We start from the raw sequence: 12,695 nt of genomic DNA on the forward strand, positions 1-12,695 counted from the left end.
CACCACACCTCACTTCGACGACTTGTTGAGGAAGTCCTCGACGGACTTGCGGTGCTCGGCCGTGGTGTAGCAGATCGCCTGCGCTTCGCGACCCAAGGCAAAAACCTGCTCATCGGTGCTTTCAAACGTCTTGTCGAGGATCGACTTCGTCAAGGCGATGGCGGCGGGCGAGCCGATGCACAATTCTTCAGCCCAGGCCTGGACGTTGTCCATCAGTATGTCCGGAGAAACCACCCGGTCCACCATGCCGATCTTCAGGGCTTCCTCGGCCTCGAGAACCTGGGCCGTCAGGATCAGCTCCTTGGCTTTGACAAGGCCGACACGGCGCGGGAGGAAGTACATGCCGCCGCCATCGGAAACGAGGCCGCGCTTGATGAAGCTCATTGAGAGCTTTGCGCCTTCCGACGCAACGATGAAATCGCAGGCCAGGGCCATGTCCAGTCCGAGGCCAAAGGCGGCACCGTTGACAGCCGCAATGACGGGTTTCGAAATGCCGTGAATCACGGCAACGCCACGGTGGGTGCTTTGCTGGCGCGTCCAGCCGTTAAACGCCACCTCTGCCGACGGTGCATCAAGTCTGGCGCGCATACCGGCAACGTCGCCTCCCGAGCAGAAGCCTTTACCCGCACCTGTCAGGATGATTCCACGCACTGTCTTGTCGGCACCTGCCGCTTCGAACGCTGCAATCAGTTCGGCACGCATCTGGTCGTTGATGGCATTACGGACATCCGGCCGGTTCAGCGTAATCGTCGCGATACCGTTTTTCTCGCTTACCAGCACGAACTCGGCTTGGCGATTGGCAATGTTCATCGTGATGTTCCTCGAATTTGGTGATGCGAACGGCTGCACTCCTCCGCGCCGCTTTGGCATTCTCCATGAATAGTGAGACAGACCGGAATGTCGCAACCGAGGATCACGTCAGCCTTGACCAACATTAGGTTGGGCAATTCAACAGGCCTGCTGCGGCAGCTCTGTTTCGGTCAAAATTCTGTTTCTAAGTGCTGCAATTTGAGTGGCGTTCAGCACTGCACCTGTCAGTTCATCGAACTTCTGGACCAGCTCTTCCAGGCTCAAGGGATCTTCCGGGTCACCTTTCCTTGTCTCCTGAAGATGCTCCACGCGACGACCGTCGTTCAGATGCACGGTCAGTTTCGCCATGCGTTGTTTCGGGTAGAGACCGGCGAGTACGGGATCCATACCGACGGCAACTTTATCCATCAGCTGTCGAATATCCGCATTTTTGAGCGCCTCGTCCTTGAAAGCACTCAACCGGACGCCTCCCAACACCATGTCGGCGGCAATGCAGTACTGCGCGCTAAAACGGGCATCTGCCGCGGTTTGAGGAGCCGGACGATCACACATGGTCTTGGTCGCACCATATCCATCAATGCGGATCGCCTTCACGTCAGACGACGTGAAGCCGTGACGTTGGCGCATCAGACGAAGACCGTCGAGAGCCGGGAAAATATGGCCACAGCAGCCGTGATTTTTGATCGTCATGTGTTCGATGGGCGCCCACTCTCCCAAGCCCTTTAATGCAGAGGCCCAGTCGCCCGTAGACGCACTTGTGGCGGCGGCGTAGCCGGTTTCCCCATGCAATGCGTCCGGCGATCCGGTCATGCCGCTGGCGGCAGAAAATGCCGCAAGCATTCCAGCTTCGGCGGCGTGCCCCGCGTGCAGGGCTTTGGCCATGCCGCCGTTCTTCAGGTTCTGCTGGTGCCCTCCGGCGAAACTGCTCGCAAGAGAGATCGCGTGTGCGATTTTCTCGGCGTCACATCCAAGAAGCATGGCGCAGGCTGTTGCGGCACCCATGGTGCCGATCGTCGCTGTGGTATGCCAGAAGGCGTAGTGGCTCGGCTGGACCGCGAGCGAAATCCGACACCCAACCTCATATCCACCGATGATCGCCCGATGAAGGTCGTTCAGGGGACGGCCCAGATGCTGGGCGAGCGCCAAAGCCGCGGCAATCGTCGGACTTCCTGGGTGATAGCCGCCGTCTTTGAAAATATCGTCGAACTCCACGATATGACTTGCCGTCGCGTTCAGCAATGCGGCGGCCCTTGGAGAACGCATCTTTCCGTCCGCGTAACACACCGATCGTCTAGGAAACTCCTCGAACTGCACGGCTTGAAGCAGAGCAAGCGATGGTTCTTCCTTGGCACCGGGAAGCGTCGTTGCGAACCAATCGAGGATCGCCCGACGCGCCGCGACCTCAAGCCCCGGAGTCAGCTGCTGAAAACGCCAGTGCTCCGCCTGTCGTGATAAGGAAACTAAAGGATTGTCCATGTAACTCTCTCGACGCCATTGCCACCTATCAGTCACTAAGACCAGCCGTCACGGACGCGTTTAATTCGCTCGCGGTAACGTCTGCGTTCAGGCGACCGTTCGGACGTGACGTGTCTCAACGCTCATCATGTGCATCGGCCCTCCCCGATGACGGGGAAAGCCGTAACCGTTGATCATCACGACATCGATGTCGTCGGCATTGTCGGCAATGCCTTCGCCCAGCACTGCCATCCCCTCTTGCTGTATCGTCTTGATAATCCGGTCCATGATGTCCGCTTCGGTGAAGGAATGACGGGTGAAACCGCCCCGTTTGCTTTCATCGAGAATAATGCCCATCACCTCGTCATCCACAACAGGCTTGCCGGACGAATAATCGTACCATCCTTTGCCGGTTTTCCTGCCAAAGCGACCCGCTTCGCAAAGCCTGTCGGCAATGTGCGCCACGCGCTGGCCGCTTGCCTGCGACGACGCCTTTGCCTTGCGTTGTGCCCAGGCGATATCGAGGCCGCTCATATCCTGGACCTCGAAAATGCCCATGGCGAAACCGAAGTTGCGCATTGCGGCGTCGATCTGCGAAGGTGTGGCTCCTTCCTCCAGCATGAACTCGCAGTCGCGCCGATAGGCAGCCATGATCCTGTTCCCGATAAACCCGTCGCACACGCCCGAGACGATGGGAATCTTGCGCAATCGCTTCGCCAGCGCATGAGCCGTTGCCAAGGCTACCGGCCCGGTTTTGGCACCACGCACGATCTCAAGCAGTTTCATGATATGAGCGGGGGAAAAGAAGTGCAGGCCGAGAATACGCTCGGGGTGCTTCGTCGACGCGGCCAGCGCGTCCACGTCCAGATAGGATGTGTTGGTGGCCAAAATCGCGGCGTGCGGCATGATGGCGTCGAGCTTGGAGAAGACCTCGCGCTTGACCGCCATATCCTCGAACACCGCCTCAATGACCAGCGAGCATTCCTTTAAAGCGTCGTAATCGGCCAAAGCGATCAAACGCTGCAGCGCCTCTCCCGCGCTTTCGGCAGTTATGACTTTTCGCTCCGCGCTCTGTTGGAGCGTCGCGCTCACCCGTTCCCGCGCCTTCTGTGCGGCCTCGGAAGTTTGCTCAACCAACGTGACTGACGATCCAGCGAGCAGAAGTGCAGTGGCAATCCCCGCGCCCATCGTTCCGCCGCCGATGACGCCGACACGCGATAAATCGACCGGATCAGCATCGGGTGTCTTGAGACTTTGTCCTGCACTGCGCTCGGCAAAGAAGATGTGCTTCAAGGCCCGGGATTCGTCCGAAACCGCAAGCCGCAGGAAGCGTTGCCTTTCCCTGTCGAGCGCGATGTCGGCATCGAATGTTGCAGCATCTTTCAGCGCCTCGAGAGCTTCGAGCGGCGCGATGGCGCCTCGCGCTTTTTGTTGGACGGAACGTTGCATGGCTGCCCAGCCGATGGCGTGAGCATTCTTAACCTCGCGCTGAAGCAAAGGCTGTACCGGCTTCTCCAGAAGCGCGCGCGCATATTGCACCGCCTCCTCCACAAGATCGCGATCAACGAGCCGATCAATGAGGCCGGAAACAAGCGCCGCCGCCGCCGCCATCGGTTTGCCGGACGTGACGAGGTTGATCGCTTTTTCCAACGGTATCAGGCGAGGAAGCCTGACCGTTCCGCCCGAACCGGGAATGATACCGAGGATGACTTCAGGAAGACCCAGTTTTGTACCTGCGAGCGCCACGCGGCCAGCACACGCGATGGCAAGTTCCAGACCGCCGCCCAGGACCGTCCCATGCAGCGCCGCCACCCATGGCTTGGACGATCCATCGATCTTTTGCAGCACGTCCGGCAAATAGGGCCGCTGGGGGTTTCCGAGTTCGTTGATATCAGCCCCGGCAACAAACGTCCTGCCTGCACAGGCAAGAACGACCGCGTCCACGTCTCGATCGGCGGCGATTGCGTCTGTAACAGCCAGCAGTTCCTGCCGGACCTGTTGGCTGAGTGCGTTCACCGGCGGACTGTCGATGGTGACAATCGCGACACGATCCTGAACTTCGAAATCTACCAACGCCAATTTCGGGCCTCCTGTCATCAGCCTCTCTGTTGCCATTACGGTTCGTCGAGAGGAATAAACGCAGTGGTGAGCGGCGGGTACATCTCCACTCACAGGTGCTCTTGAAGGGCTAGATCACTTCTTCAATTCTGCGACAGCCTGTTCCACATAGCTGTTGTCGAAGTAAGTCTCGGGGGTGCCGGCGATCTTGGTTCCCTGAAGCTCGCTTAGGAACTGGATCACGCGACCGACCGTTTCAGCCATCAGGACGGGCGTGTCCGGATACGTGCCGGCATTGGACTTCCACGCTGCTTCGAACACCTCGTCGGACGTCGACGCGAACCGCTTGCGAACCGCAGCCTTCGCCTTCTCCGGATCGTTATGGATCAACTGATCAGCCCTGGTGATGGCGCGGAGAAACTTCACCGCCATGGCACGATTGTCTGCAAGCCAGCTGTCCTGCGCGGAAATTGCAATCGATGGGTATCCGGCAAGCGGCTCATATTGACCGGCGGACATATCGATCAGCATCTTGCCCTTGTGATCCAGCACCGCAATATCGGAAGTGGGGGACGACAAGGCAAAGCCGTCGATACGGCCACGGTCGAACGAAGCGAGCATTGCGCCGCTGTCGTTCATGTAAAGAAGGCTCATATCGCTCTCGGGTGAAAGCTTTGCAGCGCCCGCAAGGTGGCGAACGAGGAAGTCTGCGCTACCGCCTGCCCCGGCTGCGGCGATCTTCAAGCCCTTCAAAGCGGCAAGACGCTTTTCCATCGGCATGTCTGGCGTGAGGCCAATGCGCTCCGCCGTTTCTTCCGTAACGACGATATTGGACGCGTACTGGTCTATCATCGCGCCGATCAGCTTTACCGGCGCACCTTTTTCTGTGGCATTGATGGCGTTCTGTACCGAGCAGGAACAAATCTCCACGCTGCCGCCCACCAGGCCGGACATTGCCGCACCGCCGCCCTTGAACTTGACGAGCTCTACGTCGAGCCCCTCTTCTTTGAACAAGCCACCATCATATGCCACGAAGAGCGGCAGATGCACGAAGCCATCCGTTCCAAGCGCCACCTTCAATGAATCAGCGGCGTTGGCCGATCCGCTGACAAGGCCGACTGCGATTGTCATCGCAGCAATAAGGGACCGAGCAATCATTTTTTCCTCCCACGATTTCTCAGATTTTATGGTGATAGTTGGCGACCCTAGATCGTCAGCTCGCGGTCATTCGCCGCCGTTTTCCAAGGCATCAACTTCTTCTCGGCAAACTTGACGGCCGTCTGCAAACACAAAGCGAGGAAGATGATGGCGATCAACGCGGCAAATACGCCGCCGGTATCCAGCTGTCCGGCAGCATCCTGCAACAGGTAGCCAAGGCCGCGATTGGAGGCCATGATCTCGCCGACGATCGCACCGATGAGCGCGTAAGGCACAGAAAGTTTGAGGCCCGTGAAAACCCACTGAATAGCCGATGGCATGATGACCTTACCGACGAGATGGCGCTCCTTGGCGCCCATCAAGCGCAGGATTTCAACGAGCTCGCCACTGACGCTACGCACACCGCTATAGGTATTGAGGAAGACAAGAAAGAAAACGATGACCGCCGTCAGCATGATCTTCATCTCGATGCCGATGCCGAACCACATGATGAAAAGCGGAGCCAACGCAACTTTCGGCAAGCTATAGAGCGAGATGAGGATAGGGTCCAAGAGCTCTGCGAGCGTCTCGTTACGGCCAAGAATCAGGCCGACCGCAATACCGGCCGCGGCACCGAGAGCGAAGCCGCCGAGCGTTTCGACAAGCGTGATCCAGCCATGATCGAACAGACGGCCGCTCTTCAAAAGCACCCAGAATCGCTCGCCGACCTCCAGCGGACTGCTGATGAAAAATGGATCTGCAAATCGTCCGGATGCGAATTGCCAGATGCACAGCAGCCCAAGGATGAGTGCGATTCTTCCCAAAAATATTTTCATTTCTACCTCCCGAATTCGGTCACGGCGCCGCGATATCAGTGCGAAGCTGTCATTGAAGGTGCAAGAATGTCCCACAGATCGGAGCAAAGTTGCTGGTAGGTCTGGTCCTTGCGTAGCGCCAGGATCGAACGCTCTCTTGGAAGCGGAACCTCGATGTTCTTGACGATGGTGCCAGGCCGTCCCGAGAACACAAGGCATCGATCTCCCAAAGCCACGGCTTCATCGATGTCGTGCGTGACAAACAGGACCGTCTTTTTCAGACGACGCGACAGCTGAAAGAGTTCCGTCTGCATCTTGATCCGCAACTGCGCATCGAGTGCCGCGAAAGGCTCATCGAGAAGCAGGGTTTCAGGATCGTAAGCCAGCAATCTCGCAAGGGCGGCGCGCTTGCGCATGCCGCCCGAAAGCTGTGACGGGTAGGAGTTCAGGAACTGCGTCAAGCCGACCAATTCCGCCAGTTCTTCGACACGCGCCATGCGCGCCGGCTTCGACATGCCCCGGATCTCCAGCGGAACCGCAATATTTCCCGCAACGGTGCGCCATGGGAGAAGGTGGTCGCTTTGCGTCATATAGCCCGTGCGGCCATTGACGTCCGAAATCGGAGCATTGCGATATTTCACCGTTCCGACGGTGGGCGAGAGAAGACCAGCGGTCAGATTGAGCATCGTGGATTTGCCACATCCCGAGGGGCCGACGATGGTGACGATCTCGCCTTCGCGAATGTCGACGTTGATGTCCTTCGTGGCTTGAATTTCGGCAGCGCCAGCCTTGAAGGTCTTGCCGACGCCGGCAAACGATATGACGACATCCGCCTGTGTCTGGACCGGGCTAAAGGACACGTGCTGTATGACTTTTTCGGTAGACGACATAAATCCTCCCATCTTGCTTACGGCCAGATCCCGCGCCGTTTTCGTTAGCTTCGCTGGCTTAGAGGCAGGGGAACCAATGGCAAACCTGTCACGTGCTTTTGAGCACGGTGTTCAAGGTACCGCAGAGCCTCCCAACTCTTCGTGCGTAACCTATTTCCTGAGGGTGATCCGTCCAACGCCACTCCGCAAGAAACATTCAGGCGCTCAATGCCCAACCTATTGTTGGGCAGAATGCATCGTCGGCATCGCAACGCAGATAAGGCAATCCCCATCACGGCAACGTCGAAGGCATTGGGGCAATCGATATTGATGGAGTGTCCACCCGGCAAATCCTCGATGGCGATATGCGGATGAGAGTCGTGCAGCCAGTCACGCGCGCTCTGAAACCGTTTCTCCCAAACGCCATTGACCAACAGCGTCGGCACATGCAGTTCGCCCAGACGCTCGCGAACGGATAGATGTGGTGTTGCCTGTGATAGAAGCATCCATCGAGACAGCAATCCTCCTGACTCAAAACGAACGCTACCAGAAAATCATTCGTGTTACGCCCAACTATTCACACGGTCTCTCCAAACGCCAGGTTATGGGGCGGATCGGCAGGTTTGCGCTATAAGAACCTGAGGGACGGGATATCGTGCCCGGATAGGTACCGGTTGTTTCTTGACGGCGCAGCGCCTCTGTACAATTCAGGCGCGGTTCAAGCCAAAGGACTATACGTCCAAACGCAATATCATGTAATTGTTTTGCCTTATGCCAGGGGAGTTTCAAAGGAGACAGGCTATGAGCACACTTCTCACCATACCGGGGATCATGTCCGACGTCAGGACCTGGAGCGCGGTCGTAAAAAATCTCCATCTGGGAGGCGTGACACTCCACAATGCGGATTTGCAAAGGGACGCCACGATCGAGGAGATGGCCGCCCGTGCGCTTAGCGACACCCAAGGCGACTTGATTGTCCTTGCCCATTCCATGGGCGGGCGTGTGGGCATCGAGATGGCCCGACAGGCTCCGGAGAGGATCCGCGCAATCGTATTGGCGAATACCAACACCGATGGCCTGGGCCCTGACGAGGCGGCCCACCGCGGAGCCCGCATTGCGCAAGCAAATGAGGACATGGCCGCCTATGCTCGGAACTGGGTGCCGAAAGTGATCTCGTCAAGAAGCCTGGAAGAGGCAGACCTGGTGGCTCAAATCGTGGCAATGGTGGAAGACTGCCCGCCCAAAGTCCATGAGCAACAGAACAGGGCTCTTCTTGTCCGACCGGACGCGTTGGACGGCCTGCAATATCTGGCTTCTCCGGTCTTGCTGGTAACCGGTTCCGACGATCACATGTCCACTGAGGCCTCAAACAACGATGTCGCAAGGCGAGTGCAAGACGCCGAGGTCCGTATCGTCGAAGGAGCCGGCCACCTTTTGCCTTTTGAGGAGCCGCAGCAACTTGCCAGCGTCATTCTTGACTGGTTGTCCGACAAAGGTATGGGACGAGACCTTCGGCATAGTCGCGTTAGAGGTATGTAACGAGCGATCGCGACTTACAAATTCGACGCGCATCGCCAGCCTAGCAGTGCTTCAGCGTCTTTAGCTCTTGAGCCGATCTGAACAAATGACCCTGTTATTTCAGTTTCCCCAGAACTCGTAAGGTCACCACGGACTTGCCTTGAAGCATGCCCGATGAAGCGCCGCTTATCATGAGACTGCCAGACCAGGTTTCTGTTATCGCTGCCTTGAGATGACGATCGTTAGGGCCTCCGCCACCTTTCGCGATCCGCCACTCAACGATGGCCTTCTGTCATATCTTCGATGAGGACGTCCGTGAGCGGGCAACCTGATGCCCTGGCGCAGGGCCTCGGTAAACTCGCAGATGGCAACGTTTCCTACCGGATCAATTCACCATTCGTCGCCGATCGCGACAGGCTGCGAGCCGACTTCAACAACTCCGTAAGCAAACTGCACGAGGCTTTGGTGTCCGTTGGCAAGAACGCCCGTGGCATTGATGCTGGCGCTAACGAAATCCGTTCTGCTGCGGACGACCTCTCCAGGCGCACCGAACAGCAGGCAGCATCTGTGGAAGAAACGGCAGCCGTACTAGAACAAATCGCGACGACAGTTCGCGATTCTGCCAAGCGCGCCGAAGAAGTCGGCGGACTTGTGACCAAGACGCGGCTTGGCGCCGAGCACTCCGGTCAGGTTGTCCGCAACGCCGTCGTTGCCATGCAGCAGATCGAAAAATCCTCTCGCGAAATCTCGAACATCATCGGTGTTATCGATGAGATTGCCTTCCAGACCAACCTTCTTGCGCTTAATGCGGGTGTAGAGGCGGCGCGCGCTGGCGAGGCTGGTAAAGGTTTCGCCGTAGCACCTACGGAAGGAAGAACTGGAGCCACCGAGGGAACGGTGCGCGCAGCTTTTTTGCTGCAAGCGCGCATCGTTCGAGGTGGCCATGGCCAGTCGAAGTACCTCTAGAATGTGAGTGTTCACAACTCATTCGGGAGAGACCGACCATGACCAGTCAGAATTCTATACCTGCCGATGCTGTGTTGGTAGCCATCGACATCGCCAAGGTTCGCAATGAAGTGTTGATCGAAGCACCCGGCCATAAACGCCGCCGTCGGTTATCTGTTCTCAATACGCGTGCAGAACATGACCATCTGATCGCGATTTTGCAATCATATGACCGACCGGTGGTCTGCGCCTTTGAGGCAACGGGTAACTATCATCGTCCGATCGCCTGGCGGTTGGTGGAAGCCGGCTTCGAAACGCGGTTAGTGTCGTCGCTAGCGCTTGCCCGCACGCGAGAAGCCTTGCACAACAGTTGGGACAAAAACGATCCCAAGGATGCCCAGGTGATCCTACACATGTTGAGGATCCACTCGACTCAGGTCTATCATGATCCCTTGCGTGCTGGCATCAACGACGTTCAAGAATTGTCGAAGACACACGAAGCCATTGCTAACGCCAAGACCGAGATCCAACATCGCATCCTGACGCATTACCTGCCGCTGTATTTTCCAGAGATCGAGCGTTTCCGGGGTAACAGTCGGAGCGACTGGTTCTTCGCGTTCCTCGACGCCTTCCCCACACCATCGAGCATCACGACACTGACGAAGGAGAAGTTCGTCGAAGCGGCATGGGATGTTGTCGGCAGGAAAGTGAGCAAGTCACAGATTTTAATGGATATTTATGAGACTACCCGCACCTCGATTGGCTTGCCATTGCCGCTGGATGCGCCTGCAATTCGCATGTTTCGGATGGTTGTCGCCGAAGCCCGCAGCCTGATCCGCCAACGCAACGAGATCGAAGCACAGGCCGATGATTTGCTGCGAAACAGCCGTGATTATCAGATCCTGCGGCAGATTCCTGGGATCGGTCCGATCAACGCGCTAACGATCATTGCGGAGGCTGGGGACCTGCGCCGCTTTCATCATCACCGTCAGTTTCTCAAATTCTGCGGGCTGGATCTGTCGACACAGCAATCGGGCCAGTATCGCGGCCAAACCCGACTTTCCAAATTCGGCAACGCGCGGCTGCGACGAACCCTGTGGATTGCTGGGCAAGTTGCAATCCGCCAGCGTGAGAACGGCTTCCGACATAAATTCGAACGCTACATCGCGAGAGATCGTGACAATCCCGATCTCCGCCGCAAGGCAATGACCGCTATTACCGCCAAGATGGCGCGTGTCGTACACGCCGTCGTCAAAAGCGGTTCAGATTACCGGCCCTTCGTTGAAGGGCGGGTACCAGGTGGAAGAACCTCTGTCAGTTAGAGCCGTGAGGGCATCCTTCGAATGACCCTGTAGACAATGCTTGGGTCTTCCACCTGGAACAGAAGCTCGTGTTAAGGACGGTGAGGGCCAAAATGATGGACCCTGTGTTTGCTATGGACGAGACCTTTTCCCTTGCCAGTGGAAGCCGCCTGGTTCGACGATGTGACTTGACGAGCGTCATGCAGCGTGAGCATGCTGACGGACAGAGAAACTTTGCCTGCCAAGCCCATTTTCTTCCGCACTTAGGACGTTGTCGCGCAGGAAGTTCGCGAACTCGCCCAGCGCTCCGCGACTGCGGCAAAAGAAATCAAGACGCTGATTGTCACCTCGGGCGATCAGGTTCGTTCGGGCGTCGAACTCGTTGGCAACACTGGCAAGGCACTTGAGGTGATTGTTTCTGAGGTTCAGCATATTAACCAGCATGTGAACGCAATTGTTGAATCCGCACGCGAGCAATCCATCGGCATTCAGGAGATCAACTCCGCCGTCAACACCATGGATCAGGGCACGCAGCAGAATGCCGCGATGGTCGAGCGATCCACGGCGGTAAGCCACAGCCTCGCGAAAGAAGCGGCAGCGTTGACCCAGTTGATCGCGCAGTTAGAAGTTGGCAACGCGGCAGCCGTCCGCCCGGTCGCCGCCTCCCAAAGCTCCGTCCCGATCGCCTCCCCCACCCGACAGTTGATACGTAAGGTGGCCGGAGCGTTTACCGGTGGCGCGGCCCCAGCCAACGCCTCCTGGCAGGCTGGCGCGCCATATTCTGGGTGCAGGTGCCGCTGGCGCTCCTGGCACTGATCATGGCCATATCGGTACTTCCCTCTGGCGCCGGCAAGGGCAAGACCGTAGCGGTAAGCCTGTGGTCGGTTATGAACCGCTCTCTGGTCCCGAATCTCATAGTCAACATCCTTGTCACTGCTGTGATGATGACAACGTTGGTCGTCGGCCCCTTCTATCTCGGCCTCGTCATGATGATCGGCCCGGTCACCTCCATCTTCAGCGGCGTGCCCTCCGGCCGGCTGGTAGACAACTGGGGAAGCCGCCGCGTGCTCGCCGTCGGTCTTCTGCTCCTTACTACGGGCACATTGCTTCTGGCGTTCGTGCCAAACATGATCGGAGTTAAAGGCTATGCGCTGTCCGTTATCGTACTGACGCCAGGCTATCAGCTCTTCTAGGCCGCCAACAACACAGCGGCCTTGGCGGACGTGCCCCATGACCGGCGCGGAACAGTCTCGGGATTACTCGGCCTGTCGCGCGATATCGGCCTGATCGCCGGCGCCTCTGCCATGGGCGCCGTATTTTCCTTCGCCGTCGGCACGGACGATCTTAACAATGCAACAACAGCAGCCACCGCCACCGGAATGCGTCTGACCTTTCTGCTGTCATGCGCCATGATGATCGTTGCCATCGTCGTTGCATTTGGATGGCCGAATACGCAAGGAATCCCCGTGATGAAACAACATCCGGAAGGCTGATGGCTGATCACCGGTGGCAGAATGTTTCAGGCACCTTGATCCTCCTCGCTCGCCATGAAGGTCGCACGGCTGGAAGCCGGCGTCGCGATCTCCGTCAGGCAGAGGTCCTCTCCGGAGAACCGGGGCTCGTCGCCGGGCTTGCCGCGCGCCATCCAGTTGCGCTTGGCGTGCATACGGTCAAGCGGCTTCGCAAGCTCTGCGGCCTTCTGTTCCAGTCTCGCTACTTGCGTATCGATGATCCCGATCTCCCGCTCAGGGGAAAGGCCTTCGCTAAGAAGTTCGCTGGTGATCACG

10 protein-coding genes and 3 pseudogenes are annotated in these 12,695 nt (G+C 57.8%); 6 read left to right on the forward strand and 7 right to left on the reverse strand.

The genetic code is table 11. The features are described from left to right. Nucleotides 1–9: 9 nt before the first annotated feature. The 6 genes from AT6N2_RS18430 to AT6N2_RS18455 form a co-directional block, all read right to left on the reverse strand. Nucleotides 10–810, reverse strand: coding sequence for an enoyl-CoA hydratase/isomerase family protein (locus tag AT6N2_RS18430; RefSeq protein ID WP_209090648.1), 801 nt, complete (start codon nucleotides 808–810; stop codon nucleotides 10–12). Nucleotides 811–948: 138 nt separating this feature from the next. Continuing rightward, complete coding sequence (locus AT6N2_RS18435) at nucleotides 949–2,286, reverse strand: MmgE/PrpD family protein (protein ID WP_209090650.1); 1,338 nt, start codon at nucleotides 2,284–2,286, stop codon at nucleotides 949–951. Nucleotides 2,287–2,373: 87 nt separating this feature from the next. Beyond that, nucleotides 2,374–4,344: a 3-hydroxyacyl-CoA dehydrogenase NAD-binding domain-containing protein gene (locus AT6N2_RS18440; protein WP_209090652.1), complete on the reverse strand. Its 1,971-nt coding sequence runs from the start codon at nucleotides 4,342–4,344 to the stop codon at nucleotides 2,374–2,376. A gap of 114 nt (nucleotides 4,345–4,458) precedes the next feature. Further along, complete coding sequence (locus AT6N2_RS18445) at nucleotides 4,459–5,481, reverse strand: ABC transporter substrate-binding protein (RefSeq protein WP_144579104.1); 1,023 nt, start codon at nucleotides 5,479–5,481, stop codon at nucleotides 4,459–4,461. A gap of 47 nt (nucleotides 5,482–5,528) precedes the next feature. After that, nucleotides 5,529–6,296: an ABC transporter permease gene (locus tag AT6N2_RS18450; protein WP_144579105.1), complete on the reverse strand. Its 768-nt coding sequence runs from the start codon at nucleotides 6,294–6,296 to the stop codon at nucleotides 5,529–5,531. A 35-nt stretch (nucleotides 6,297–6,331) separates the two neighbouring features. Beyond that, nucleotides 6,332–7,165 (reverse strand): ABC transporter ATP-binding protein, encoded by an 834-nt coding sequence (locus tag AT6N2_RS18455; protein WP_144579106.1) that lies wholly within the window; start codon nucleotides 7,163–7,165, stop codon nucleotides 6,332–6,334. Between the two features lie 780 nt (nucleotides 7,166–7,945). On the opposite strand from AT6N2_RS18455, the gene AT6N2_RS18460 reads away from it, so the two are divergent. The 6 genes and pseudogenes from AT6N2_RS18460 to AT6N2_RS18485 all read left to right on the forward strand — a co-directional run bounded on the left by AT6N2_RS18460 (nucleotide 7,946) and on the right by AT6N2_RS18485 (nucleotide 12,401). Then, a complete protein-coding gene (locus AT6N2_RS18460) occupies nucleotides 7,946–8,683 on the forward strand; it encodes an alpha/beta fold hydrolase (RefSeq protein WP_209090654.1) in 738 nt (245 codons plus the stop codon). Nucleotides 8,684–8,992: 309 nt separating this feature from the next. Beyond that, a pseudogene (locus AT6N2_RS18465) lies at nucleotides 8,993–9,604 on the forward strand (methyl-accepting chemotaxis protein); the annotation flags it as partial. A gap of 62 nt (nucleotides 9,605–9,666) precedes the next feature. Next, nucleotides 9,667–10,954 (forward strand): annotated as a pseudogene (locus AT6N2_RS18470) (IS110 family transposase). Nucleotides 10,955–11,178: 224 nt separating this feature from the next. Beyond that, nucleotides 11,179–11,724: pseudogene (locus tag AT6N2_RS18475) on the forward strand (methyl-accepting chemotaxis protein); the annotation flags it as partial. Nucleotides 11,725–11,726: 2 nt separating this feature from the next. Then, nucleotides 11,727–12,101: a hypothetical protein gene (locus tag AT6N2_RS18480; RefSeq protein WP_209090658.1), complete on the forward strand. Its 375-nt coding sequence runs from the start codon at nucleotides 11,727–11,729 to the stop codon at nucleotides 12,099–12,101. Between the two features lie 21 nt (nucleotides 12,102–12,122). Then, on the forward strand, nucleotides 12,123–12,401 hold the full coding sequence (locus AT6N2_RS18485; RefSeq protein WP_209090659.1) for a hypothetical protein: 279 nt from the start codon (nucleotides 12,123–12,125) through the stop codon (nucleotides 12,399–12,401). A 26-nt stretch (nucleotides 12,402–12,427) separates the two neighbouring features. On the opposite strand, the gene AT6N2_RS18490 is transcribed toward AT6N2_RS18485, so the two are convergent. Beyond that, a complete protein-coding gene (locus AT6N2_RS18490; protein WP_209090661.1) occupies nucleotides 12,428–12,694 on the reverse strand; it encodes a hypothetical protein in 267 nt (88 codons plus the stop codon). Nucleotide 12,695 lies beyond the last annotated feature (1 nt).

Source organism: Agrobacterium tumefaciens (genome assembly GCF_017726655.1).
Taxonomy (GTDB): Bacteria; Pseudomonadota; Alphaproteobacteria; order Rhizobiales; family Rhizobiaceae; genus Agrobacterium; species Agrobacterium tumefaciens_B.

Coding starts and splice junctions, on each gene's coding strand:
- AT6N2_RS18430 (WP_209090648.1), bottom strand. CDS start 810: ATGAACATTGCCAATCGCCAAGCCGAGTTCGTGCTGGTAAGCGAGAAA.
- AT6N2_RS18435 (WP_209090650.1), bottom strand. CDS start 2,286: ATGGACAATCCTTTAGTTTCCTTATCACGACAGGCGGAGCACTGGCGT.
- AT6N2_RS18445 (WP_144579104.1), bottom strand. CDS start 5,481: ATGATTGCTCGGTCCCTTATTGCTGCGATGACAATCGCAGTCGGCCTT.
- AT6N2_RS18450 (WP_144579105.1), bottom strand. CDS start 6,296: ATGAAAATATTTTTGGGAAGAATCGCACTCATCCTTGGGCTGCTGTGC.
- AT6N2_RS18455 (WP_144579106.1), bottom strand. CDS start 7,165: ATGTCGTCTACCGAAAAAGTCATACAGCACGTGTCCTTTAGCCCGGTC.
- AT6N2_RS18460 (WP_209090654.1), top strand. CDS start 7,946: ATGAGCACACTTCTCACCATACCGGGGATCATGTCCGACGTCAGGACC.
- AT6N2_RS18480 (WP_209090658.1), top strand. CDS start 11,727: ATGGCCATATCGGTACTTCCCTCTGGCGCCGGCAAGGGCAAGACCGTA.